This window comes from Pseudomonas sp. P108 (assembly GCF_032613195.1).
Classification (GTDB): Bacteria; Pseudomonadota; Gammaproteobacteria; order Pseudomonadales; family Pseudomonadaceae; genus Aquipseudomonas.
The window spans coordinates 111,082-132,413 of the sequence record NZ_CP126692.1; the positions used below are offsets into that span (position 1 = coordinate 111,082).

Consider the following 21,332-nt stretch of genomic DNA (forward strand, 5'->3'; position numbering starts at 1 on the left):
ACCATCCCCGTAAGCCGCAGGAGAAGACTGTGACCGCAACCGCATCGATCCAAAACTTTGCCGCCGAACTTCAAGGGCTGCGCGAAGTGATTCCGCACGCAGCGTCAGTAGGCGCAAGCCAAACGAGCATTTCAATCGAGCTGCTGGCTGCGCTGATTGAGGTGCATGACAGCACCACCGTATCTGCAACCCAAGGCAGCGTGTCGATTAGCCGGGAGAACGTTGAGCATCTGCTGCACGCTCGCCGCGTACTCCAGCGCCCCGAGCAATCCCCTCAACGTATTCGCCACGCCCTGGCACACCGAATCACAACCATGTTGGCGCCGGCAGTCACCAGCAAAGCCGTAGAAGGAGAGCAACCATGCGTATGAAAACCGAATATCAGCTGGAGCGCGAGGCACGGTACAAGGCCGATGGTTTCACGATCATGGATGATGCCAAACCCGAGATTGGGAAGCCGGTCGAGGCTGTGCGCGTCATACAGCCACGTGGTTTCGGTGGCGTTATCCTGCGCACCGAGTACAAAATCGTGCCTATCGTCCGTGAAACCGAATACGGCTACACCGACACGCTGAACGACGACCGCGCCCTGGCCTACAGCGCGTTCGAAGCTTGGCGCGAACTACAAACCTATGCCCCCGCTGCTGATCAAGGAACCGAGCAATGCTCCAACACATAGCCAGCAAGATACGTTCTGCGCTGGGTCTATTCACTCAAGCCGAGGTAGACCGGCAGATAGAGTTGGCCTGCAAAGTCGCTCGCGAAGAAGGCAGCCGAGCAGAGAGTGATCGGCTCGCGACCGAGCTTTTGCAACGCGGGGGCTTTGCTACGATCCAGCTGAATACGCACCCCTACGGCCTCCCACGCATGAAGTTCATCCAGCCCAGTGAAGCAACGCCGGTAAATGCAATGCGCCTGGATGACGGAATGATCATTGTCCGAAAACCAGACTGACGAGGTTCAACCATGCTTACCCGCGAACAGCTTGCGCAATTGGGTGAACACCTACGGGGCACCTGCAAGCAGATCGGTGCCGCTGTCGAAGAACTCGAAATGGGCGATGATGTTGACGAAACTCGACTCGAAGCTGACCTACTGGAAGTAGATACCGAGTTGTGTGTCCAGTGCGGTTGGTGGCATGAGGTTAGTGAGTTGCAGTACAGCGAGCAGGAAGGTGGCGGGCTATGCGAGCAGTGCTGCGATGAGTTGGGCGTTGAGTTTCAATAGCAAAATTCTCGCTACCCAGGGTAGGCGCTGAGCGCGGGATAGGCGGGTTTCCCATCCAGCAGCCCTGCGTGCGTCAGCCCCAACGCGCCACGGAATTATGGGCACCCATCTTGGGGATTGAGGATCTTCTCGATTGCCCGCTGCACAGCGATGACACAGCAAGGGCTCCTTGATACTGGGCACATCCCAAACAGATGCCCAGAAAGGAACCCCAGAATGAAAACCATGGAGCTGAACGGCCAACTGCTGAACCTGTACGTGTCGCTGACTCTTGGCGCTACGGAAGGTGAAGACCTGTTCTTCCCGTTCGACGACTGGGAGCACGCGGGGGTGACGTACAAGGGCCAATATTTTGAGCCCGAGAAGAATATCGCCCAGGTCTGGCCGCTAGTGTTGAAGCTGCGCATCAGCGCTCAGGACGTCGGTGATGGGCTCTGGGTTGTGACATTGCCGGCGCCGACGGACAGTCAAGCCGTACCGTTCCCGCCTTACTACTGCACGAATCCCCAGATCGGTTACCTGTACGCCATCGTGTGGAGCTTTTTCGGCGCGGAAGTCCCCGACTCCTACCAGTCTGTTGATGCTGGCCTCGTAGACCTCACAGCGTTCCATACAGCGACAAAGCAGGACGAGTCGCATTTTGAGGCAGAGCCCCTGATCAGCAGCTGGCACGCTCAAACTGCGCTCGAAGGGGTGAAAACGGCAATTCGCCGCGATGCCGATGAAAACTGCCGGGAGTTCTCCAACTTCGATGCTTTCTTCAACTGGTATGACGTGCTGACTGGCTACGACCAGATGGATGAGGAAGAAAGCATCGAAGGTCACAAGGAAATGCTCAAAGTCGCCTACGCACAACTGGTGGCCGAAGGGTTCTTCACTGAAAATGCGGCAACCGGAAAGGCGTGAGCCTAAACACTAGCTCTCGCCGAAATTACCAGCTCCGACGTTGTGCCAATTGCCTCGCAGAACCGAGCCTAGGGGAATAAAACCATGCAGACAGTACCTATCACCGAAATCAACGTATACCGAGCAACGCTTGAGGCTTGCGTGCAGGCGGAAGCCAGCGACCAGTACCAGCTTGCTCAGGTGCTGCGAGCATGGGTAGATTGCTCGCCCTTTCACGGTTGCCCTACCTGCTACGGTCGCGCACCGTGGCGCAATGAACCAGCTTGTAAAACCTGCAACGGCGACGGGTTTGTGCCCACCCGGAACTGACACGAAAAAGGTCTCGTACTGCATGAAGTTTTCCGATTTCCCAAGGGTCACCCTGATCGAGTTCAGCGTAATGACATTCATCGCTTGCGCAATAGCAGGCGGTGGAGTCTTTCTCTCAAGTCTAATCTTGGGCTTTGGCCTTGATTCTGCTGCGAACGCAAGCGATGAGGTGGCCACGGCATACTTTTATAAAAGACTGCTTTGGGCTCTGCCCTTTTGTGTGGCGATTGGGATAGCCATGATCCATGGACACGCTTATCTCTACATGAGAAATGTGCGGAGAGTGGCCCCGTTAGAACACGAGCAGGTTGGCGTTCGAGCAATTCGCCGCAAGGTCTCGCAGTACGAGTTTCTTGCCGCCCTGGCGGTTCTGGCTGTGTCTACGATTGTGTTCTCGCAGGTTGCACGGTGAAGGGCCAAAAGGAATAACGCCATGACCAACTTATTGACTCAGGAACAGGAAGCCGAGGCTGACCGCCTTGCAGGCGCGCATGCGACGTTGCGTGACCGGGCTGTCGCGGCGGGCTATGGCAACAACCTCAGTGACGAAGACGTTGCCGAGCTGCGAACTGAAATGGCGGTCTTGTCGAGTCAGTATTTCGACCTAACCGGCGAAGCTCTGGAATAAACGGGAAAAGTAGTCATGAGCGACTGTGTGCCATACGCCATTCACATTGCCACCGGCGAGGATCTTCAAGCCGTCCTGTCCATTGCGCAGCGACGAGGCTGGGATAGCGTGAATGGCATGAATGTCGTAGCAGCTTGGTGCATGCTGCGTGATGATATGGGGTTCCAAATAACGCCCATGACACGACCGGAAAACCGTGTGACCTTGAAGCGTTTTCTGCCTACTCTGGACGTGACCAAAACTTACATAATCAGTGTCGCCGACCACTGGTTCACTGTTCGCGAAGGCCAGCGCTTTGATAAAGCAAACACTCATCCGAGAACCGAGGTGTTCGCTTATATCGAGGTTCGACAGCCCTAAACTCATTCCGGGTTTCGACTTCCCATCCTGGCTTCCGACGAGTTTCGTTATTTGGCTAAGCATGCCGATGACACTCCTATTTCCCATGGACACTTACTCCATCGAAAACGCGGGGCTCAACGCCCCTCTGATTGGAGCAAGAACATGGGCGCTACCGTCACCACCGGCAAACTGGTCGCAGCATTCAATAACGCCGACGGGAAAACCTTCTACGTCCTTTACGAAGAGACCTACGAGAAGAACGTGACCCCACGTACACCTCGCTGGGGCGCACGCGCTATCGGCGACCTGGCTGCCGTCATGCGCATCATCTTCTGGTCTGCATCCTCTTGCGAGGGTGGCATGCTGCAAGGCACTGGCGGACGCAACATCACCCCAGAGGGCTACATCGCCGGCTGGCTCAAGGAACTGGAGAACCCTGTAGAATTGGATGACTTTCAGTTCGAGCTTTCTGTTTCAAAAGGCTGGTCTGCTGTTATCGGCGAAGACGAATTCGTCAAGGTGAAGCCCCAGCTCGAAACAGTTGCCGGTGGTGCCGCACTCGCCAAGGCACTGGAAGACGGTCAGACCGTTGGCGCCTCTCTCTACGGCGACTCCGAAGCCCTCGGAGTAATCTTCAACGGCATCCACCTCGGCGCTTGGCGAATCCTCAAAAACCGCAGCACCCCGGTTTATGGCATGCGCAACCCCGCACTGGGCTACGCGCCAGCAAAAGCCAAGGCTTTCGCCGTGGAGTCGCCTCGCTTCCACAAAATCAACGCTGATTCCGACTGCATTCTGGTCAAGGGCGACGACGGCTGCTGGCGCTGTGACGGCTGGGCTTACAGCTACGTGGCCAATTACGTGACCAACCTATGGGAATCGGAACTGCAAGCCCCAGGCAGCTACCGCACCCGTATCAAAGCATATCGGGAGGCGATCAATAGCGCGCCCTTCATTCCGAGCCAAGGCGTCAAAGTCGTTATCGACACGGCTGTCTCGGTGGAAAGCTGGGAGCAAAGCAAAATCCAGCAAGCGGTCAAAGAGTTGGGCGCCAGCACCAAGGGCAGTGAGATTCACATCGAGGTGCCAAACGATTACAACCGGCTTTACACCGTTACCAGCCTTCCACCGGCTTGCACCAAGTGGGTTATCAGCGACAATGCCCCCACCGAGCAACTGAGCCTGCTGGCCGGCTGATCATTTCACAGCACTTCGCTCAATGCGGCCATGGTTCACGTTGATATGACGTAATCGTGAGCCGCAGCGGCCCTGAACACACAACCTCGAACAGGAGCGAACCATGGACTTGGGAATGACAGATGCCGACTACGCACGGATCATGGAAGAAGCCAACGCGTCAGCGCTGGAACATGACCGCCAGCAGCGACAAAAACGCGAGGAAGCCTTGGCGTATGTCGCAACGATTGTCGGGGCGCGGAAGCTCAAACACATCAACGAATTCATCGATGACTGTGACTACACCTGCGAGTTCGAAATTGCCGATTCCCATGCCGGCAATCGACAGGATGAACCGGGCACTGCGTTCCGCTATATCTACCTCGACCAATACAGCAATGGGGGCATGTCCGGCGACGACTTTGCCGGTTGGGTGTGGATTCCGCTGCCCAAAGGCAAGTACCTCAAGTTCCATTACTCTTGATCGGGAAAAGGCAGCGATGGCAGCTATGGGTTGGAATCGCAAAAGCTACGGCGTGACAGCTCAGCGCGGTTTGCGCGTTTTGTACACCAGCTGCGGTCACCAGGAGTTCGGCCCCATACGCAGTGCAGCGAATGGTGGGCACTTGAACATCCCGTTCGACGGCATCCGTCACACGGTGCAATTCAGCCGACATGGAAGCAACAATACTCGCCAGAAGAGCCCATCCAGTCCGCTGGTTAAAACCAAGGTTTACTAATCGCCACCTCACATAACAGGCTTCGGCAATTTTCTTCGCTGAGACCACAACAACTGAATTTAGGGAACGTGACATTCATGGCCAAGAACAAAGCCTATTGCGCAAACCTGGACGGCATCCATGAGGTTATGGTTGCTGCACCCAGCCAGAAGGAAGCCGCCAAGCTGATCGGCATTACCGTCGACATGATGCGTGAGTGGGACGCTGGCGTGAACGACCACGGCGAACTGATCGCATTGTCGAAGCCCGGCCAGCTATTCCGAAAAAAAGGTATCAATGGGCAATGGCAGCAAGTCGCGACTGCCGACTCCCCAGCCTCGGAATCGACGCCAATCACCAAGGATCAGTTCGACAGCGCTGTTGAGCGCCTGCTTGGTGCAGAGAGATATTCGAACTTGCTTCGCTCAGGCTATAACCGCCCAGACTTTTGCCGAGAGATTGCCCAGGACGCGTTCATTGGCCAGTTGCTGAAAGTCCCGACCAGCAACGAAGACATTGCAATCATCCAACGCGTGGCAACCCGTTTGTGGATCGGGGACGGTGTAGCTGGCCTAGCTGACTGAAAGTCCCACCAGCCTGAAAACAACTGAACGTCAAACCAGAGCGACGAAGAATGACCGGCGAAGTGAAAATTGAGGCAGACCTGTTCGAACAGCCTAGCGGTAGTGTCCGGGGAACTGTTACCGCAGGGATGAACGTCAAAGGCAAGCACAAGCGTATTGCCCATGCCTATCTGCTTGTGGGCGAAGCACCTACCATCACCATTGAAGTGCCCAAGTCTTTTCCGCTTGATCAGCTAGACACCCTGGCCGATGGCCTCAAGGCATTTGCCGCAACAGTTCGCGAGTACGGGTAAAGCCGACCCACCGCAGGTTCATTCGATAAGTCCGCGCATGCGCGGATTTCCGCCACCCATTTTGGGAGCCGACGATGAGCAACTGGGATGAATTGGGTTGAATCCTAAAGCTGGACGCTTAGGCTAGGAGAGTGATGCTTCGACAGCCAAGCCTTTCAATTTGTCGAAGCTCACCATGCTCCGGTGACGCAATGCTGCCAGGATATCCTCGTGCAGGGCCAACCAAGCGGCAGAAAGATCAGCTGGTGCGGTTCAGATCAGCGGCTGTCCCCTTCTGCTACCGCTGACGGCACGATCAACGTCCAACACTGTGAGCATTGAGCCAGCCCAATGCGACCTTATAGCGCGCTAAGCCGGAAAGTGGGACAGCGACGCGTCCCGGCATTGAATGCCTCAGATCCTAGTTTGGCCCCCGAGGAATTTGCTGTGTTACGAGCAGTAGGTCGTGACACGAGTGTTCCTCGGACATACTGGGCACCTCAAAGAACGGACACTGTTGTCCCTCGGATACGGAATTCAACCATGGCACGCCAGATCAGCGAGTTCGAACAACATCTCGACACCCTTGTTAAGCCCCTGCGCACTGCACGCTGGTCTGCGGACTATCGCTGGGATGGCCTGGAACGCGCCTTGATTGGGCTTGGCGAAGATTACGGTGGCTTGGAGCTGATCCCAGACTTTCAGCGCGGGCACGTTTGGACGCCGGAACAGCAAGCCCACTACATCGAAAATTGCCTGCGCGGCGTCGTCCCGGTCAGCGGCTTGCTGATCCAGTTCAACAGTCCCAGCTGGAGCGATGTTACCAAAGCAGATACCGACCTTCCGCCCGGCCTGCAATGCGTTGACGGTCTGCAACGCTTCACTGCCATTACTGAATTCGTCAAAGGCAACGTTAAGCCATTCGGCTACTCAGCCAAAGAGTTGCTGAGCACTGCCTACAGCCCACGCAAGTTCTATGTGAAGGTCGCCGTCTATGACTTCACCAGCCGCGAGCAGCTTCTCACCCAGTACCTCGACTTGAACGCTGGAGGAACGCCTCACAGTGCGGCGGAAATCGAGCGCGTGCGTGGGCTGCTGGCCGAAGCACAAGCCAAAGCCGATAAGAACTGAGGCTCCATATGGATCAGCTAGCTGTGACAGCGTGGATTGCAACGCTGAATGCCGGTGATGCCGTGGCCGTCTACGACGGCATTAAGCGGCTGTTCGAGGCAAAGGTCGTCAGGCGAACGGACGCGGGAATGGTCGTGTGCAAGCCGGGAGGCACCTTCAAGCCGAATGGCTACCCACACGGGCAGCTGGCTGCTCAGTCGCAGCGGTTGCGTCCTGTAGATGCAGAGCCAGAGGATCAAGGCATCAATCCCGATGGCTTTGGCTTCTTTGACTTACTCGGCGACGAGTGGCAGGGCTACATCAACCTGTTCTGGAAAGACTTCGTTCTGGCGTGTGTGCCGCCTCCCCTGGCCACAGAGATTCGCAACGCGTTGATCCTCGCTCGCCAGAATGGGGATCGAACAGGTGCGCTGGGCGTTGCTGGTCATATGGAATTGTTGCCAAGTCCAAGCCAGCCAAAGGCAACCAGTCCGCGACTTGCCCGGCGCCAGCAGGAATTCACGCCGGGCAAGACCGTTCTTATCGCCAATCAGGGCACTCGCAATGAGCTGACGATCACTGCACTGGCTGACGGCACTTACGAGATTGACAACGTGTATGGGCTGCGAGGGAAGCAATGGATGGAGTTTCCGCGTGGCGGTAAGAGCATCGCATCGTGCAAGGCTACGGCCACGCGCATCATCGGTGAGCCCCAGGAGTGGGTTGAACCGGAATGTTCGGCTCATGGTGATCATCAATGCTGAGTCGCGAGTTTATCGAATTCTGTATCGACGAAGGTGTGTGCTGCCTCTGCGGTAAGTCCATCCACTGGGGACACGATGCCGTCTATACAATCAATGGGGCTCACTATGAGTGTCAGTTCCCAGATGGGAGACCGGCCTCCCCTATTGGGAACCTCTCACCGCTGATTTTCGGCATGCAGGACATGCGCAGCAGCGGCTTCGGTGATAGCCCCAATCCCGTGCTGGCCAGGGCAAATGGTGGCCACGTTCTGCACTGGGTGGTGCCCCAGACAGGCGTAGCGCTTTGCGGCCACAAGCCAAAAAACAACAACTGGAAAATGAAGGCTCGTGGAAGGTGGTTTTTGGTGCCTGCCAGCGCAGACCTCACTAAACGTCGCCTATGCCATTCTTGCGATGGCAAACACGACAAGGCATTTCCCAAGTCTCAAAATGCTGGTTCAGGGTGTACCGATACACAGCTGCTGCCAGCGCAGAAAGAACAAATGGTGGCTGGATGATGTGCAATTCAGTTAATCATTTTGAAGAATTCTAAATATGACATTACCCGTCCTAGGAATTGAACCATGACCGAAGAGCAGATCTACCCAGCAGAGCCTCTGGATGATAAGCGCCCGGAATTTGAGGCAGGCGTTAAGCGTGTTGCAGTTGAGCGGTTTGGATATTCCGCTAGCGATGCGATGCTCAAAACCATTCTTGAGCGCAACCGTAACGGACGGTATGCAGTGGAGTGGGTGCGCGGCGCTTGGGAAGGCTTCAATTTGGCTCAGCCTCAACAGCTCGAATCGTTGTAAGAAATCGCACCAGGTACACCCCAAGCCCCGGCCTCAAAAACCGGGGCCGAGGTCGTAAAAGCACCGGAAAGACCGACGCTGATTGAAGGAGCAAGTCGATGAATGCACGTATAACTTTAGGCGCGACAGTTTTGGCCATCCTTTCGCTAACCGGTTGCGTCACCCAAGCGCAGATCGACGAGCAGAATAAGCAGCGTTCGGCAATCAACGTCTCACCCTCTCAGATCCAAGCGACGAAGTCCGAGTCAACAGTTGTGCTTTCAAAAAATGGGCATGAGGTTATGTATATCAGACGTGTTTACCCTGGCACTGAAGACATGACTCCGCAACAGATCGCATGGTCAAAGCAATTTGGCACATACGAGGATTTTCAACAAAGCGTTGCTGTAGAACAGGGGAAGGTTTGGGTTGGCACCGTCGTTACTTTGGCGAATGGTGAATGCACAGAATCGACCAGTTCTATCGAAGGTGTTCCAACAGTCCCCGGCGAACCAGAAGTGAAGGTTGTAGCCAAGCTGGTTCCTTGCCCTACAGCACAAGCAAACTGATCACGGAAATGACATGAAGATTTTCTGCTTGGCAATACTCGGCATCCTAGCAGGCACCGCATACGCAGCGCCTGACGCGCCGGAGCAGCCACTACCCGCAAAGTACCTCAAGGAGTACGCAGTCTCAGTAGCAGCGGGCTACTGCGACGTAATCACCCGAACTCACGCCACCACATTGGCTGATACCGCTCAGATGGAGCGTCCTGACGCCAGTAATGAAGTTCTGCACCAATGTCAGTACGTGCATGAAATGAACGCTACAGGCTGCTTGCAGGTGGGTAGCTGCGCCGACTATGAGAGTTGGACTCAGGCCAACCCGGCTTTCGCACCATCACTGCCACGCGAAATCTTTCTTTCGGCGTTGAAGACTCGGAACACAAAAAAAGTATCCCAGTGACGATGACACAGGTTTTCTAGGGCGATGATGACCTCCTGATCAACTTGGGTTGAGTAACCTCAGTGATTGTTTCGCCAATGCGCCACCAACTAGGAAATTGAGCGATGAGCACCCTTCGAGACCGTTACGAAATCTACGTTGAACAAGCCACTCAATTGGGTTGGGAGATTAAAACCTACGATGAGTGGTTGAACTCTTAAACCAGCGCACCAAGCCTCGGCATTGCCGGGGCCGGGTCAGTAGAGAGGCGCGGTAATTGCGCCAAGAAACCTGTCATTGAACGATGCAGTGACCATTTACCGGAACCCGTAGCATGAGCATAGATAAAAGCAATCGCACCCTCGCGTCATCCCCAAATCAAGGTGCCTTGGCGACCGAACTTGTCGCCATGCTGGGTTCAATCACAGATTCTGTGATGGCCGATCTTGTGAAGGCATTTCAGCTGAATGGCCGTCCCTTTGCATCGCTGAGCCCCACTGAAGTTGAAGCTTTCGAGTTCTTCCGCATGCAAGGTCGAAAATACGGTGTGGTCGCCACGGTCACCAGTGACGCAGATCCAGTGGAATTGGCAAAAGCAGGAACGCGGCAGCAAAAGGACGAAATTTTGCGACGTGCTGACAGCACCGTTTGTGTAGCACTGTACGACAACCTTGCGAAACGCGCTGCGGATCGCTGGAACGCAAATGCTGATGAATATAACCAGTGGGATGCCTTGGGTCAGGATGAGAAAGATGAACTCATCGCTGCGGAATTGATGCTCATTGAAAACGGCACTGATACCCACCGTTGATACGGGGATCGTCCCTGAACTGGTAGCCCGCTTGGCTCACTCCCCCTTCATTGGGGGGTTGGCGGTATCGGGGCGTGGGTTTCGCGCTCTCTATTTAAGCAATGGACATTTCGATGAACGAAACAACGAACTGCCGTCATCCAAACCAGCACAAGGAAGGCCCTGGAATCAACTGGTGCTCCGACTGCGGTAAGAAGGAGCCCGAGGCACTGTCGGATATTTCCTTAGAACACAATGGTGTCAATCAGGGAAAACCTGATTGGGCCAAGCACGTTAAAATTGGCGATTCGCTGACCATCAAGCAAGAATTCGGCTTGACGCGTGGCGGTGAGGTCGGAGAGGTCATTGCTGAGCCAAACGACAAAGGCGTTAGCCTGGACTTCTATTGTGACCGTGACGGGGATGAAGACGAGGTGCCCAGCATCGAGTTTTGGGAATGGGAAGAAATTGAGCCCGCAGCCTGACTATCCCCAATCCAACTTTGAAACGATGCCGTAACCAGCGACAGGAACCCGCGCCGTGAGCACAGACAAAAGCATTCGCGCCCAGGCTGTATCCCTTTGGGAAGAACTGACGGGAAAATCCGTCAGCAGCAGCTCCTACTCATTCACGGTGGGCGGTGAGTCTTTCGACCTCTATCAGGCCAACAAGCGGGTACAGCAAGCCCAGGCAGTTGAGGATGACTTGACCGTTGCGCTGGTGGTAAAGACGCTGGCCGAGCAATTCGCTGCCGCCGAGTCGTTTACGCTGGCTGACATTCTCGCCGGCAACGAGCGCCTGAAAGCCCGAGTCGATCTTGTTGGCCGTATGAACGCCCTATTCAGCGACAACGCCTCGGTGACCCTGTTCGACGATTTCTACGCCTATTGCGAAGGCGCCCTCGCCCACTACCGCGAACTCACGCCACAGACCTTGGATGAGAAAAGTCGTCAATTTGTCCGCGATAGCGGCTGCTTTGTCGGGCTCGATGCCTACCATGGGGTTTCACGCCTCACACGGCTGATGATTTGCGATGGGCCAGTGGACGACGTGGCCAAGGCGAAAGTCAGTCGCTTGGTATTCGCCTTCGACTCAATTGAAGAACTCATTTCCCATGCTCGGCGCATCCCAGTCGGGTTTTCACTGTGCGTGATCGTTGCCCCGAACATCAGCGACAGCTTTTTCGTGATGGTGATCAATGCGGGTGGGCGCATCATTGTTCTCACCGACAAGGGTAATTACGAACATCCGCTGCAAGAGGCCCGGATGCGGGCTCGCAATGACAGGTACAACCTCAACCGAATCGAAGGCAGCCACTTTCCCTACGACCTGCTGGGCATCAAGTGGGGGGACAATGGACGGCGAGCAAGCGAAGGGGACGCCGGCAATGCTTTAATGGTTTCTGACACAGGTCTGCGTGTGCTCGGCAACCTGTCCGATCTGCAAGATTGGGATTTGCTGTGGCTCACCCTTTTTATCGACCAGTGCCGCGAACGCTACTTCACGCGCAAGGTAGCCGAACCCCAGCTGGCGACTGGCTCCATGGTGCGTCTCCCCCACAAGTGGGCCGGCAGTTGCGACCAGCTACCCGTGCCCATTGAATACGAACTCAAGCTGGAAACCCGAACCAGCTCCGAGTTGAATAGCCGGTTTCTGCATTCCATCGAGCCTAAATGGGCGGAACGCTACAATCCGAACCTCTGGATGGAAGAACGTTTTGCCGCGAGTGTCCCAGACGACAGTCTGTACGTGCCGTCTACCGCGCTCAACCATGAGACACCCCTTCTCGCACTGGGCAGGGATGGCCAACTCGAACTTATCCGTCGCGACATAGACAGCTTGCCGTTCTATGAGCAGGAAAAGTTGCCTCGCCTGAGTCTGCAAGGCCTGTCCTCGACCGCCCTGTCCACACCTGAGCGTGTCATACGAGACTGCCATTTCTTGGCTCGGCACAATCAAGTGCAGGCCATTGCGCAACTTGTGAAAGAGGATTTCAAGAATCGCAAGGAGGCTGTACAGGATTGGTTCTACAAAGCTGCCGCCAAGTATCTCCCCAAACTCGTTGATGATTTGATGGCGCTGAACCATGAACGCGTCAGCGTAGACACCCCGGCGCATCAGGATGCGTTGCTGGCGTTGGGTCAGGGCAAGCTGATCAACGGTAAAGGCAGTGGTGTTCAGGTGATTAACAGTCACCGATCGATCAAGATTCGTTACGAGCCTGTACGCAACCAGCGCGTCGGAAGCCGCGCCAGGGCTGGCAAATCGCTGGCGGACACGCTTCGCCTGATCGACTACACGTATGGTTTTTATTGCTGCGCAGTGAACCGAGAAGAAGAAGCTCAGCTGTTCATCAGCCTGGAGGTTTCGTCGGTCTTCGATGTGATGACAGTGACAGGCCTGCCACTGGATGGCATTCCAGCAGAGCTTCGCCACTTGGGCGTAGACACCTACAGGGGCAACTCAATCCTCGACCGTATTGACCCACTCGGTGATATCCGTAATCCATGGGATCAGCTCTCGCTCTACTACACCGTACCGGTCAGCCTTAAGGCCTTCAAAGCGTTACGCCGAAGTCGAGGGCTGCACATCCCAAGGGCCATGGAAGTTGAGAAGTACGCACAGCAGCTGGCGGATGAGTTGCTACATCGCCGTCGCGATGGACGTTCGCCTGCCACGATCCCCGGCCTGGAATAACAGACAAGCACCCGCCCAACGTAGAATGGGATATCGAGAGGTTTTATGAAACTCACTACAGCACAAAGTGAACATGTTAAAGCTGCATTCCCAGAGTGCCGGGCTGAAATGACTGAGTACCTGTTACAGGGGGTTGAGGTAGTGATCTACAAACAGAATGAATGTGGCGCAGATGTACCTCCCTTTGCGGTCGCTCCCACGGACAAACAGGAGTTCTGGATTGGCTGCTGGGACACCCCTGAGTTGGCATCTTCCAGCGCCGCCGCGCTCGGCTTGCGCGTGGTTAGCCAATGACTCAAGTAGCCTCCCAGCAGATTGCTGACCCTATGGATGCACTTGTGAGCCTTCAACGAGAGGTTCGCCGAGGCATGCCGACACATCCTACGGGCCTAGGTTCGGAAGTGAGGGTGGTGCTCGACCAGCCAAACGGAGTCACCCGCTACACCTTTGCTCGGATTCAGCATGGCCGGGTCAAGGCTATCGCGCTGTTTGTGCATCATGAGCCTATCGACGGCATCGCTTGTTTTAACATCGGCTACGCGGTGCCCGAAGCGTACCGGCAACGAGGTTGGGCCAAGCAAATTCTTGAGGCCGGTATTCAGGAGTTGAGTGCAGGCTTGGGGCGCCACGGCATTACTCAGTTCTACATTGAGGCCGTGGTAGGAAAAGAGAACATCGCATCGCAACGAGTGGCCAGCGCCGTGCTAGCGAGTGAACCCACCGAGGGTATCGATTCCGAATCTGGGCAGCCAGTATTCACCTATACCCGGCTCGTAAAGCGGTAAAACACTTCGCCTCGGCGATGACACATAAAAACCGGGTGCATGATAGGTAATCAATCCAGTCACACCCTAGAGGCATCATCATGGCAACTGTTCAAAAAATCACCCTCGCCGACCGTGGCCAGGACTTCACCGAATGGTTTGTGCGCGATGGCATCGTGATCGATTGCCAGCCCCATCAAGGGAAGGTCTGGGTCGGTACACGCTTGGAGTATCCCGCAGGCCCGCTGAAAGAAGGCAGTGTCGTTCACATGCGAGCGCCAGTAAGCGGCAAAATCACCACCCTCAACTATCCTGTTGAGTCGGTGGAGTTGCTGAGTAATGAGGACGCGGCCAAGGTCGAAGTCATAGGCCGCAAATGGGCCGAAATGAAGGGCATGGCGTTAGCAGACCTTGGCCTCTGATATTTCCAGGAAAGTAGTGAAGTTCGGCCTCGGGACTATCACGGTCGCGACAGCGCTGATTCTCGTGCTGATCGTCGCTACCGTGATTGCCACTGATCGGTCTCGGGCTCGCACCGCTTGCTTGCAGTCAACCCAAACCGCCGAGGAATGCCCAACGCCCAGCGGCTGGGAAACAATGCTGAGAAGAGCTACAGCCAGCTAGTCTGAGCGCCCACACCGACTCTCTTTAGGAGCAAGCACATGAGCAAAAATGACGGACGCCTCAGCGCGGTTTTCGAGAACCACAACTCAGGGAGTGAAACGGCGCGAATCAGAGCAAACGATTTCGTTAAAGTCGCTGGTCACAGCGCTGTTGGGTTGAAACCGGATCGGGCTTTTGTGGCGCAATTCTTGGAGCAGGCGTCCGGTGTCACAATCGACGAAAGGCAGCGTGAAGCCTTGCAGAAGACAGTCGCAGGCCTTCCAGAACAAACCTCAGTGGAAGATTTGTTTGTCGCCCTAGAGAAGGAAGAACCGCTCGCGATATTTTCCGCTGCCCTCCGCCAGCAGCTCAACGGTAGCGCTCCATGACACGTCTAACGTCAAAACAGCTCCATGACGTTGCTGATTGGTGCCGCGAGCGTCACATGCTTCCCGACCGCGTGACAGGTGCCGATGTAGCCGCTGCCTGCCACTCATTAAACATCGAGCATGACGGCAATTTTGACCTCTACGATGTGAAAGAGGTTGGCTCGCTCTGCGAAACCGAGTGAGTCAAGGCCTGCTATGACGACAGTGAAGACCAAACCCCTCACCGATGCAGATCGAGCCGCCCTGGACGATCTACCTGACTCTGGATGGTTCGACGTAGCACACGCGCAGGTTACAAGGCCTTCTTACCGCTGCGGGCGCTTGGAGGCTGCCGGCTACTTAGAACGACGCGTGGTAGACCTGAGAGCACTCGCAAGCCATGCTACTGCGCGTACCGAATACCGCCGTTATCCCAAGCCCACGGCAAACTGGTCAGAAGCGCCCCACGACGCTACCCATGTGATGCGTACACCGGGATGTGATCGGGTTGTTTGGATCAGGATTGAAGGCCCTTACGATGCTTTTTGGTGCTGGCCCCAGGCTAAAGGATGGAGGCGATCATCCTCATCATCGGCCTTGTTGCTCAAGGACAGGCGAGTAGAGTCCCGCCCGGTATCCCCGCATGGTTCGTGCAGCTCATCCCTCGCATCCATCTGAGTCCCCGCAAAACAAGATCAGGCCATAGCCTCAAACTCGGGGGCTGTTTTTTTTTGGTTGGTCGTGGGCTTCTAGATCCTTCGCCGCCTCAAACCCGAATCTGGGTGCGCACGATTTATACTGCTCTCCAATGACACGGCTATGGCGAGGACATACTTTCTCAGCACAAAAGCCCGCGAATGCCATTGGTGATGCTCTCTACTCAGAGCTACCTATGTTCGTGACTGGATAATCCGCGTCCCTTGCGCAGGGGCGCCAGCGCCATGCAGGATCAATAATGTTCGAGACCATGAAGCCCGTTGTAACCCCCCTGGAAGCGCCACATGATGGTGAACGCCACTCCCACCCTGCCTACGGCTTAATCAGCGTTGCCAAGACCTCTGTAAATCCAGGTGGTGTTCACCTGTTCGGTTCCGACCTCAACCATCGTAGCGTTCTGACGGTCACGCTTCACACTGCCATCCAGGATCGACACCTGAGCCGCGACTGGTATCACTCTGATGACGAAGTGATTCAGTTCCAAATGAGCGAAGCCCAATGGGCAACATTTGTCAGCTCGGTTGGTGGTGCCGGCGTTCCCATTACTTACGAGTTTCGTCCCATCGAAGAAGCTCCGTTGCAGCTGATTCCTCGGATCGAAAAGGTTGAAACCATGACCGAGACGTTCGAGCGTGAAGTCCGCGAAAAATGTGATGGCTATGTGGCCACCGCAACCGAGCTTGTTGAACGACTCGCGCAGTGCGCAGAAGAAGGAAAGATGAGCAAGGCAGCGCTCAAGGAAGTGCTAGGCATGGCCCAGACTTTGAGCGTCGGCCTTCCTAACTCCATGGGCTTTATCCAGAAACAGATGCGGGAAACCATGGAGCGGAATGTAACTGCCGGCAAGATCGAGCTTGAAGCGTTCGTGAACGATATGGCAATGCGCAAGGGTTTTGAAGCTCTACGCGAACAGTCTCCGCAGTTGATCGAGCAGACAACAAGCACCAGCAACGAGTAAACGGAGGACACAAATGAACCACAACTGCCATGGACAGTTCTTCACCGCACAGGGCGTGAGCTATTACTGCTGCGCTTTAGATAGCGCCGTCACAACTGAGCCAGTCAGCAACGGTGAGGCTTGCCATAACTGCCAGCGCCCAATCATCGGCATGGAAGAAACAGTCTCCGCAATCGAAGTGCAGGTTACGACTGTAGCGCGTATGCGATCTGGTGCGGCAGTGATACTGCAAACAGAAACCCGGACTCAATCAGAGTAATTGGAAGCGAAGGAGCAAACCCAGTGGAAGAACTGACTATGATCCCCCGGCTTTACGCCAACAGGAGGATTGCCCTGCAATTGATGTGCGAGAACGGCGAGTCCTGGGGCACCCTGTCGGTGAATCTAGTGGATGCCGAAATCGCGGATGATGAAATGGGCATCCCCGTGTGGAATCTTCCAGAAGCAAGAGTCTCGGCCTTTCTGGAAAGTGGCCAATTTGTGGATACCGGCAAAACTGCCCCAGCCGGGTATGTTGAGGCTCCGATTTGGCGCGTGGTCTGCCCGAAGCTTTTGGCAGCCTTTGCACGACTTCGCGAGCAAGCGTAACGGCAATCCATCCACGCACCATTCGCTGATCGTATCCTGAGCCCCAATCATTAGGAGTGGGGCTACTATCTCTGCGTGAAGGCCGGGGCAACGGCGCCGGCACAACCCAGATTGAGGTGAGACGATGGCCCGCATCCCCTATGTGAAAGTGAACGAGTGTGACGAAATCCAACACTGCTTTCACTGCGCTCACGCGATCTATACCGAACGATACGACTCCGAAGAAGACGGCTTTCGTTGGAGCGGCGCGTGCCCTTCTTGTGGCCGGGACGCGCTTGGACGGGATCGTGAGATTCCAATGGCTGGAGACACCCGGCCAACTGCCCTGTATTCGTACAAATGCGGAGAGTGCAACTCTCGCGGACAGGCACAGATGACCGTGCTTACTCCCTACCAGGACACGAATTGCAGCAGCTGCGGCGCAAGCGTCACGGCTGAGTGGGATGGCGGCGTAGACCTTTCTGTCGTGAAACGTTAAGGCGCATGCTCGCTGTCGATCTTGCAGCGAGTTAAGACGGCATTGATGCGTGCTTGGAGTTCCGGTCTAGCGGCTGCGGCCTCGCGAAGCGCCGGTATCCGGCGTAGCCATGATCAATCGCAGCCCTAGCAAGCGTGCAAGCCTTCAAAGCAGCGCCATGCGACATGAAGCGGCTCATCACCTAGAGCAAGTGCAGCAAGTTGTGTTGAGACCGATACCCCCGGTAATTACGATGCCTATGGCACATCCGCCTCTTTGAATTTAAGGAATTACCGTGAATACCTATTTGCATGAACTCGGCAGCTGCTATGCGGCGATGACCAAAAAAGTTAAAGCTACCTTTGTAGTTTTAGCGCTGCTACCAGGGTTGTTGGTACTACCAATGTGTTGGTTCTTGACGACAAACACCGACGCCATGGCTGCCACATTACAGCTCGTACAGTCCGTTGCCACTGGCGAAAAGGTTGCTGAGAAAACCTTGAGCGGCATGGTGAAAGCTGCGGTTTCAGACAGCCAAGCAAAAGATGTTTTCGTCTGGTCAGTCGTCGCAGTTTTTCTGATCACCAATTTGCTGTTCATGCTGTTTTTGTTCCCTGGCGAACGGCTGATGAAAACTAAGACCTTCGCTTCCAAAGGCTTGGTGTAGAAACAGCGGCGGCCCCATGCGCATCAGGGCTCGCCCGCATGGGGCTGACCATCGAAAAAATGGCAAGAGAGCTTTCATCTTCCACAACAGTCAGGACGACTGACTTCCCTATATCCCAAGGCCGGGCTCGGGAATGACCACCAAGGCTCCACCCACTCAAGTGTGATGACAGCGGCGCTTAGGAGGATTGCTGGCCGGCAGGCTATGATCAATCCTCAGCCTACGGCAGGTGCCGGCCTACACACTGGAGCAGTGATTATGGAGCGCAAGACTGTTCGGGAACTTCTCGAATTCGCCCAGGACGATAAACGCCTCGATGCAGCGATCAACAATGTAATCGCGAACATTGAAAACGGAAGTATCGACGTGGGGACGCTCCCCATTGCCGCCTCGCCGATCAGGCCCGGCCTGATGACAGAGACACAGCAGGCTTATCTCGCTGAACTGCTGGTGAAAGCTAGCGGCGTAGAATTGAGTTCCGAGTTGATGCAGGCTCTGGTGGCTACGATTCGTGATTTGCCGGTTGAGGCCACAGTAAAAGACCTTGAGGCGACTTTGGTTGGCCACCCCCTGCTGGGTGAAATGGGTGCCGCGCTACGAAGCTAGTATCAGGCTCCCGCGTAAGGCGAGTTTACCAAGACAGAGAACTGAGGCTGAAAGACCGCGCCATCGGAGAGGTTGTATGGCTTTGAACTTAGATGAATTCGTTACTGAGGTTGAGGCGGATATTAAGGCGTTTGCTGCCGAGTGGCGTGCAAACCATGCCGCTGACCCTGATCGATTCCCCATGGAACTCCCGGAATCCAATGCAGGGTTGTGGGGTGAGTTCTTTATGGACTTTATGAACCGCGACAGGGCTTGAATCTGCTGTTCTGCTTCGCTTCCAAGAGTGGGTATTGACGACTTTGGTCAATGAGAAATGACACACCCGACAACGGGTCAGCATGTCCACCTCAACCCACGTACAGGAAGCGACCATGATCCTCACAAACGCCCGCATTCAAGATCAAGAAGACGTTGGCTTGCTGTTCCACTCCATCCTTCGCTACGGCGAAGAAAATGCGGAACGTCTGGATTGCTCCATTGTGTCCATCGGTTATAGCACGCTGCTGGACAACGCTGAGCAGGCAGCTAGTTGGCTCGCCCATCACCACAGTGACACGGGTGACGATTGGGACGGTGTAGTGTGGGCGGAACTGCTGGAAGACATTGCCGAAGGAAGCTTGGCCCAGAAACTCTACGCAGACGATGTAAACGTGGAGAGCGCCGTACTGGGTTGGCTCGCCGAACTGTCCTGACTACTAGCCGCCGCCGCGTTCTATTCACGCAAACCTGCCGGCTTAACAGTTCAACTCGCGGGCTTTATGCCCGCTTTTTGTAAGTCACAGTCAACTCCCCCCTAAAGGCCATGATGCTCGCGATCAGAAATAGGCCAGCAGGCGCTGCCAGACAGAATGACAAAGGCACTGCTAAGTCAGACCATGACGTGATGAGCTTGTCCAGATACGGCGACTCAGGTGCCTTGAGCACCGCCTGTAAAATCGCGTGCTGCACGCTGGTAATGGATCGCAAACCCACCGCACCCAAGATCAGGGTCAGGGTGAGCAAGGCGCCGCCGAGTAAAACCGCGCTTACACGTCCGACAGAACCCAGAGCATTTAACGGTTTTGTAGGGTCATTCTGATCAGCTTCCATAGTTCTCTCCGCAAGATGGTTTTCAACAATCTGGCGAAAGCCTCGCTTCCCTTCAATCGAACCCGTGGCATTTGCACAAGCCTGGCGACTCATTTCCGATTATCCGGGATGAGAACTTCCATGCGCCTGCGATGACACCGTTTGACCAAGATGACAATGGGCACCATCGAACAACCCATTGGAGAAACATCATGGCCCACACTGCATTTCAAGTAACCGCTGACGACGTAGAAAGCGTTCTCCACAGCCATACCGCACGCCTGATCAATACGCAGGGACTCTCCATCATCGACCTCTCGGTTGAACTGCTCGGCGAAATCGATCACGCACGCATCGAAAAGGCTGCCCTGAAAGCGTCCACCGATATTGACGAGCAGGCCACAGCTGCCCTCGCCGAAATCAAAACCAATCTTGTCGAGCTGGGCGTCCTGGAGTTCTGATCCATGTCTACTAACCCAGTCAGCGCTTCCGCTTCTAACTCAGATGATGCTCATACGAAATATGTTGTTTTGGGTGAGCACACCCTTTGCTATCGCATCCCCCAGACTCCATTGACGCTCGGCGTGCTGGCCGGCAGCGTAATCCGTGGTGGCCACAACCCAGTCAATGGCTCGATAAGCGTTTTGCCCAGCGAGAAACTGCGGCCTGCAACAGTGGAAGACTTTGATTTCTTCCACGTCTGCCACATTGGCCACCTCACCTGATCAGGTGTCGGTTCCCTTATTCGGGCGCGAGCATTTCAAGGCTGTGCCCGATGACACACTGCAATAGAACCGAGAATTGGCGCATACAAATTGCGAGTTGAGGACACGCCCGATGCCGATGACCGATCTACAGATTGCCGAAGCTGCAATTCAAATTGTGCTCGATAACCTGCCCTACCCACGCAATTTAATGGAGCAGCTGACATACACTTCGCTGCCTTTCATGCTCGACAGTGGCAAAATCTGCGGGCCGGCGCCGGACAACGCTGCCGTGTTCATTGAGTACCCCTCCGACTGGACGGGCATGGCGGTCAGCACCAGAGCTGGCCAGCTGCGCTTCTGGTTCATCTTCCATTGCGAGTACACCAACGAAAGAGCGCTCGCGTGCCTGGGCAGCCAGCCCAGCATCTGTGCTGCCATTGTCTCGGCAGCGCAACATGTACAGACCAACATCCGTGCTTGGCGCGATCACCAACAAGCCGCCTAACATATTGACCCAGGTTGGCCTGGGCCAAGGTGAGACTTTTCCGCGCATGCGCGGTTTTTGCGCGGAGAATCTGCTTTGCGTTGGG

37 protein-coding genes are annotated in these 21,332 nt (G+C 55.4%); 36 read left to right on the forward strand and 1 reads right to left on the reverse strand.

The window, feature by feature from the left end:
* Window positions 1-29: 29 nt before the first annotated feature.
* From QOM10_RS30110 to QOM10_RS30270, 33 genes are all read left to right on the forward strand, one after another.
* Window positions 30-371: a hypothetical protein gene (locus tag QOM10_RS30110; RefSeq protein WP_316918518.1), complete on the forward strand. Its 342-nt coding sequence runs from the start codon at window positions 30-32 to the stop codon at window positions 369-371.
* On the forward strand, window positions 362-679 hold the full coding sequence (locus QOM10_RS30115) for a hypothetical protein (protein ID WP_101165638.1): 318 nt from the start codon (window positions 362-364) through the stop codon (window positions 677-679). The genes QOM10_RS30110 and QOM10_RS30115 overlap by 10 nt, the downstream gene beginning before the upstream one ends.
* Complete coding sequence (locus tag QOM10_RS30120) at window positions 664-954, forward strand: hypothetical protein (protein ID WP_101165636.1); 291 nt, start codon at window positions 664-666, stop codon at window positions 952-954. Before QOM10_RS30115 ends, QOM10_RS30120 begins: the two co-directional genes overlap by 16 nt.
* Window positions 955-966: 12 nt before the next feature.
* Window positions 967-1,227: a hypothetical protein gene (locus tag QOM10_RS30125; protein ID WP_316918519.1), complete on the forward strand. Its 261-nt coding sequence runs from the start codon at window positions 967-969 to the stop codon at window positions 1,225-1,227.
* A gap of 216 nt (window positions 1,228-1,443) precedes the next feature.
* Window positions 1,444-2,133 carry a hypothetical protein gene (locus tag QOM10_RS30130; protein ID WP_316918520.1) on the forward strand — a complete coding sequence of 230 codons (690 nt, stop codon included), beginning with the start codon at window positions 1,444-1,446 and terminating at the stop codon, window positions 2,131-2,133.
* A gap of 331 nt (window positions 2,134-2,464) precedes the next feature.
* Entirely contained in the window at window positions 2,465-2,854 is a 390-nt protein-coding gene (locus QOM10_RS30135; protein WP_316918521.1) for a hypothetical protein, read from the forward strand.
* 21 nt (window positions 2,855-2,875) lie between these two features.
* On the forward strand, window positions 2,876-3,070 hold the full coding sequence (locus tag QOM10_RS30140) for a hypothetical protein (RefSeq protein ID WP_057451306.1): 195 nt from the start codon (window positions 2,876-2,878) through the stop codon (window positions 3,068-3,070).
* 15 nt (window positions 3,071-3,085) lie between these two features.
* Window positions 3,086-3,430: a hypothetical protein gene (locus QOM10_RS30145; protein WP_057451305.1), complete on the forward strand. Its 345-nt coding sequence runs from the start codon at window positions 3,086-3,088 to the stop codon at window positions 3,428-3,430.
* 144 nt (window positions 3,431-3,574) lie between these two features.
* Window positions 3,575-4,609, forward strand: a complete 1,035-nt coding sequence (locus tag QOM10_RS30150) for a hypothetical protein (RefSeq protein WP_057451304.1) — start codon at window positions 3,575-3,577, stop codon at window positions 4,607-4,609.
* A gap of 103 nt (window positions 4,610-4,712) precedes the next feature.
* The gene (locus QOM10_RS30155) at window positions 4,713-5,072 is read left to right on the forward strand and encodes a hypothetical protein (protein WP_057451303.1); all 360 of its coding nucleotides are present in this window, start codon (window positions 4,713-4,715) and stop codon (window positions 5,070-5,072) included.
* A gap of 333 nt (window positions 5,073-5,405) precedes the next feature.
* Window positions 5,406-5,891 (forward strand): hypothetical protein, encoded by a 486-nt coding sequence (locus QOM10_RS30160; protein ID WP_205885629.1) that lies wholly within the window; start codon window positions 5,406-5,408, stop codon window positions 5,889-5,891.
* 50 nt (window positions 5,892-5,941) lie between these two features.
* On the forward strand, window positions 5,942-6,184 hold the full coding sequence (locus tag QOM10_RS30165; RefSeq protein ID WP_057451302.1) for a hypothetical protein: 243 nt from the start codon (window positions 5,942-5,944) through the stop codon (window positions 6,182-6,184).
* Window positions 6,185-6,706: 522 nt separating this feature from the next.
* Window positions 6,707-7,294 carry a DUF262 domain-containing protein gene (locus tag QOM10_RS30170; protein WP_057451301.1) on the forward strand — a complete coding sequence of 196 codons (588 nt, stop codon included), beginning with the start codon at window positions 6,707-6,709 and terminating at the stop codon, window positions 7,292-7,294.
* Window positions 7,295-7,302: 8 nt separating this feature from the next.
* Window positions 7,303-8,037: a hypothetical protein gene (locus QOM10_RS30175; RefSeq protein ID WP_101165625.1), complete on the forward strand. Its 735-nt coding sequence runs from the start codon at window positions 7,303-7,305 to the stop codon at window positions 8,035-8,037.
* Complete coding sequence (locus tag QOM10_RS30180; RefSeq protein ID WP_316918522.1) at window positions 8,031-8,534, forward strand: hypothetical protein; 504 nt, start codon at window positions 8,031-8,033, stop codon at window positions 8,532-8,534. Before QOM10_RS30175 ends, QOM10_RS30180 begins: the two co-directional genes overlap by 7 nt.
* A gap of 66 nt (window positions 8,535-8,600) precedes the next feature.
* A complete protein-coding gene (locus QOM10_RS30185; protein WP_101165621.1) occupies window positions 8,601-8,828 on the forward strand; it encodes a hypothetical protein in 228 nt (75 codons plus the stop codon).
* A gap of 98 nt (window positions 8,829-8,926) precedes the next feature.
* Window positions 8,927-9,376: a hypothetical protein gene (locus tag QOM10_RS30190; RefSeq protein ID WP_101165620.1), complete on the forward strand. Its 450-nt coding sequence runs from the start codon at window positions 8,927-8,929 to the stop codon at window positions 9,374-9,376.
* Window positions 9,377-9,389: 13 nt separating this feature from the next.
* Entirely contained in the window at window positions 9,390-9,773 is a 384-nt protein-coding gene (locus tag QOM10_RS30195) for a hypothetical protein (RefSeq protein ID WP_316918523.1), read from the forward strand.
* A 313-nt stretch (window positions 9,774-10,086) separates the two neighbouring features.
* Window positions 10,087-10,563 carry a hypothetical protein gene (locus tag QOM10_RS30200; RefSeq protein ID WP_316918524.1) on the forward strand — a complete coding sequence of 159 codons (477 nt, stop codon included), beginning with the start codon at window positions 10,087-10,089 and terminating at the stop codon, window positions 10,561-10,563.
* A 113-nt stretch (window positions 10,564-10,676) separates the two neighbouring features.
* Window positions 10,677-11,027 carry a hypothetical protein gene (locus tag QOM10_RS30205; protein WP_316918525.1) on the forward strand — a complete coding sequence of 117 codons (351 nt, stop codon included), beginning with the start codon at window positions 10,677-10,679 and terminating at the stop codon, window positions 11,025-11,027.
* A 55-nt stretch (window positions 11,028-11,082) separates the two neighbouring features.
* The gene (locus QOM10_RS30210) at window positions 11,083-13,239 is read left to right on the forward strand and encodes a hypothetical protein (protein WP_316918526.1); all 2,157 of its coding nucleotides are present in this window, start codon (window positions 11,083-11,085) and stop codon (window positions 13,237-13,239) included.
* A gap of 45 nt (window positions 13,240-13,284) precedes the next feature.
* Complete coding sequence (locus QOM10_RS30215; protein WP_316918527.1) at window positions 13,285-13,533, forward strand: hypothetical protein; 249 nt, start codon at window positions 13,285-13,287, stop codon at window positions 13,531-13,533.
* Window positions 13,530-14,024 (forward strand): N-acetyltransferase, encoded by a 495-nt coding sequence (locus QOM10_RS30220; protein ID WP_316918528.1) that lies wholly within the window; start codon window positions 13,530-13,532, stop codon window positions 14,022-14,024. The genes QOM10_RS30215 and QOM10_RS30220 overlap by 4 nt, the downstream gene beginning before the upstream one ends.
* A gap of 80 nt (window positions 14,025-14,104) precedes the next feature.
* Complete coding sequence (locus tag QOM10_RS30225; RefSeq protein ID WP_316918529.1) at window positions 14,105-14,425, forward strand: hypothetical protein; 321 nt, start codon at window positions 14,105-14,107, stop codon at window positions 14,423-14,425.
* 240 nt (window positions 14,426-14,665) lie between these two features.
* On the forward strand, window positions 14,666-14,995 hold the full coding sequence (locus QOM10_RS30230) for a hypothetical protein (protein ID WP_316918530.1): 330 nt from the start codon (window positions 14,666-14,668) through the stop codon (window positions 14,993-14,995).
* Window positions 14,992-15,177, forward strand: coding sequence for a hypothetical protein (locus QOM10_RS30235; RefSeq protein ID WP_316918531.1), 186 nt, complete (start codon window positions 14,992-14,994; stop codon window positions 15,175-15,177). The genes QOM10_RS30230 and QOM10_RS30235 overlap by 4 nt, the downstream gene beginning before the upstream one ends.
* 752 nt (window positions 15,178-15,929) lie before the next feature.
* Complete coding sequence (locus QOM10_RS30240; protein ID WP_316918532.1) at window positions 15,930-16,649, forward strand: hypothetical protein; 720 nt, start codon at window positions 15,930-15,932, stop codon at window positions 16,647-16,649.
* A gap of 13 nt (window positions 16,650-16,662) precedes the next feature.
* Complete coding sequence (locus QOM10_RS30245; RefSeq protein ID WP_156395677.1) at window positions 16,663-16,908, forward strand: hypothetical protein; 246 nt, start codon at window positions 16,663-16,665, stop codon at window positions 16,906-16,908.
* Between the two features lie 23 nt (window positions 16,909-16,931).
* Window positions 16,932-17,237 carry a hypothetical protein gene (locus QOM10_RS30250; RefSeq protein WP_316918533.1) on the forward strand — a complete coding sequence of 102 codons (306 nt, stop codon included), beginning with the start codon at window positions 16,932-16,934 and terminating at the stop codon, window positions 17,235-17,237.
* Window positions 17,238-17,989: 752 nt separating this feature from the next.
* Window positions 17,990-18,361 (forward strand): hypothetical protein, encoded by a 372-nt coding sequence (locus QOM10_RS30255; protein WP_116892976.1) that lies wholly within the window; start codon window positions 17,990-17,992, stop codon window positions 18,359-18,361.
* Window positions 18,362-18,619: 258 nt separating this feature from the next.
* On the forward strand, window positions 18,620-18,967 hold the full coding sequence (locus QOM10_RS30260; protein WP_316918534.1) for a hypothetical protein: 348 nt from the start codon (window positions 18,620-18,622) through the stop codon (window positions 18,965-18,967).
* A gap of 76 nt (window positions 18,968-19,043) precedes the next feature.
* On the forward strand, window positions 19,044-19,223 hold the full coding sequence (locus QOM10_RS30265; RefSeq protein WP_101165597.1) for a hypothetical protein: 180 nt from the start codon (window positions 19,044-19,046) through the stop codon (window positions 19,221-19,223).
* A 115-nt stretch (window positions 19,224-19,338) separates the two neighbouring features.
* A complete protein-coding gene (locus tag QOM10_RS30270; protein ID WP_101165596.1) occupies window positions 19,339-19,659 on the forward strand; it encodes a hypothetical protein in 321 nt (106 codons plus the stop codon).
* Window positions 19,660-19,723: 64 nt separating this feature from the next.
* Here QOM10_RS30270 and QOM10_RS30275 read toward each other — a convergent pair whose 3' ends face one another.
* The gene (locus QOM10_RS30275; RefSeq protein WP_057451284.1) at window positions 19,724-20,149 is read right to left on the reverse strand and encodes a hypothetical protein; all 426 of its coding nucleotides are present in this window, start codon (window positions 20,147-20,149) and stop codon (window positions 19,724-19,726) included.
* A gap of 98 nt (window positions 20,150-20,247) precedes the next feature.
* Between QOM10_RS30275 and QOM10_RS30280 the strand changes: the two genes are divergently transcribed.
* From QOM10_RS30280 to QOM10_RS30290, 3 genes are all read left to right on the forward strand, one after another.
* Complete coding sequence (locus QOM10_RS30280) at window positions 20,248-20,496, forward strand: hypothetical protein (protein WP_101165594.1); 249 nt, start codon at window positions 20,248-20,250, stop codon at window positions 20,494-20,496.
* Between the two features lie 3 nt (window positions 20,497-20,499).
* On the forward strand, window positions 20,500-20,760 hold the full coding sequence (locus QOM10_RS30285) for a hypothetical protein (RefSeq protein WP_316918535.1): 261 nt from the start codon (window positions 20,500-20,502) through the stop codon (window positions 20,758-20,760).
* Window positions 20,761-20,872: 112 nt separating this feature from the next.
* Window positions 20,873-21,247, forward strand: coding sequence for a hypothetical protein (locus tag QOM10_RS30290; RefSeq protein WP_316918536.1), 375 nt, complete (start codon window positions 20,873-20,875; stop codon window positions 21,245-21,247).
* Window positions 21,248-21,332 lie beyond the last annotated feature (85 nt).

Coding starts and splice junctions, on each gene's coding strand:
- QOM10_RS30115 (WP_101165638.1), top strand. CDS start 362: ATGCGTATGAAAACCGAATATCAGCTGGAGCGCGAGGCACGGTACAAG.
- QOM10_RS30120 (WP_101165636.1), top strand. CDS start 664: ATGCTCCAACACATAGCCAGCAAGATACGTTCTGCGCTGGGTCTATTC.
- QOM10_RS30125 (WP_316918519.1), top strand. CDS start 967: ATGCTTACCCGCGAACAGCTTGCGCAATTGGGTGAACACCTACGGGGC.
- QOM10_RS30130 (WP_316918520.1), top strand. CDS start 1,444: ATGAAAACCATGGAGCTGAACGGCCAACTGCTGAACCTGTACGTGTCG.
- QOM10_RS30135 (WP_316918521.1), top strand. CDS start 2,465: ATGAAGTTTTCCGATTTCCCAAGGGTCACCCTGATCGAGTTCAGCGTA.
- QOM10_RS30140 (WP_057451306.1), top strand. CDS start 2,876: ATGACCAACTTATTGACTCAGGAACAGGAAGCCGAGGCTGACCGCCTT.
- QOM10_RS30145 (WP_057451305.1), top strand. CDS start 3,086: ATGAGCGACTGTGTGCCATACGCCATTCACATTGCCACCGGCGAGGAT.
- QOM10_RS30150 (WP_057451304.1), top strand. CDS start 3,575: ATGGGCGCTACCGTCACCACCGGCAAACTGGTCGCAGCATTCAATAAC.
- QOM10_RS30155 (WP_057451303.1), top strand. CDS start 4,713: ATGGACTTGGGAATGACAGATGCCGACTACGCACGGATCATGGAAGAA.
- QOM10_RS30160 (WP_205885629.1), top strand. CDS start 5,406: ATGGCCAAGAACAAAGCCTATTGCGCAAACCTGGACGGCATCCATGAG.
- QOM10_RS30165 (WP_057451302.1), top strand. CDS start 5,942: ATGACCGGCGAAGTGAAAATTGAGGCAGACCTGTTCGAACAGCCTAGC.
- QOM10_RS30170 (WP_057451301.1), top strand. CDS start 6,707: ATGGCACGCCAGATCAGCGAGTTCGAACAACATCTCGACACCCTTGTT.
- QOM10_RS30175 (WP_101165625.1), top strand. CDS start 7,303: ATGGATCAGCTAGCTGTGACAGCGTGGATTGCAACGCTGAATGCCGGT.
- QOM10_RS30180 (WP_316918522.1), top strand. CDS start 8,031: ATGCTGAGTCGCGAGTTTATCGAATTCTGTATCGACGAAGGTGTGTGC.
- QOM10_RS30185 (WP_101165621.1), top strand. CDS start 8,601: ATGACCGAAGAGCAGATCTACCCAGCAGAGCCTCTGGATGATAAGCGC.
- QOM10_RS30190 (WP_101165620.1), top strand. CDS start 8,927: ATGAATGCACGTATAACTTTAGGCGCGACAGTTTTGGCCATCCTTTCG.
- QOM10_RS30195 (WP_316918523.1), top strand. CDS start 9,390: ATGAAGATTTTCTGCTTGGCAATACTCGGCATCCTAGCAGGCACCGCA.
- QOM10_RS30200 (WP_316918524.1), top strand. CDS start 10,087: ATGAGCATAGATAAAAGCAATCGCACCCTCGCGTCATCCCCAAATCAA.
- QOM10_RS30205 (WP_316918525.1), top strand. CDS start 10,677: ATGAACGAAACAACGAACTGCCGTCATCCAAACCAGCACAAGGAAGGC.
- QOM10_RS30215 (WP_316918527.1), top strand. CDS start 13,285: ATGAAACTCACTACAGCACAAAGTGAACATGTTAAAGCTGCATTCCCA.
- QOM10_RS30220 (WP_316918528.1), top strand. CDS start 13,530: ATGACTCAAGTAGCCTCCCAGCAGATTGCTGACCCTATGGATGCACTT.
- QOM10_RS30225 (WP_316918529.1), top strand. CDS start 14,105: ATGGCAACTGTTCAAAAAATCACCCTCGCCGACCGTGGCCAGGACTTC.
- QOM10_RS30230 (WP_316918530.1), top strand. CDS start 14,666: ATGAGCAAAAATGACGGACGCCTCAGCGCGGTTTTCGAGAACCACAAC.
- QOM10_RS30235 (WP_316918531.1), top strand. CDS start 14,992: ATGACACGTCTAACGTCAAAACAGCTCCATGACGTTGCTGATTGGTGC.
- QOM10_RS30240 (WP_316918532.1), top strand. CDS start 15,930: ATGTTCGAGACCATGAAGCCCGTTGTAACCCCCCTGGAAGCGCCACAT.
- QOM10_RS30245 (WP_156395677.1), top strand. CDS start 16,663: ATGAACCACAACTGCCATGGACAGTTCTTCACCGCACAGGGCGTGAGC.
- QOM10_RS30260 (WP_316918534.1), top strand. CDS start 18,620: ATGGAGCGCAAGACTGTTCGGGAACTTCTCGAATTCGCCCAGGACGAT.
- QOM10_RS30265 (WP_101165597.1), top strand. CDS start 19,044: ATGGCTTTGAACTTAGATGAATTCGTTACTGAGGTTGAGGCGGATATT.
- QOM10_RS30270 (WP_101165596.1), top strand. CDS start 19,339: ATGATCCTCACAAACGCCCGCATTCAAGATCAAGAAGACGTTGGCTTG.
- QOM10_RS30275 (WP_057451284.1), bottom strand. CDS start 20,149: ATGAGTCGCCAGGCTTGTGCAAATGCCACGGGTTCGATTGAAGGGAAG.
- QOM10_RS30280 (WP_101165594.1), top strand. CDS start 20,248: ATGGCCCACACTGCATTTCAAGTAACCGCTGACGACGTAGAAAGCGTT.
- QOM10_RS30285 (WP_316918535.1), top strand. CDS start 20,500: ATGTCTACTAACCCAGTCAGCGCTTCCGCTTCTAACTCAGATGATGCT.
- QOM10_RS30290 (WP_316918536.1), top strand. CDS start 20,873: ATGCCGATGACCGATCTACAGATTGCCGAAGCTGCAATTCAAATTGTG.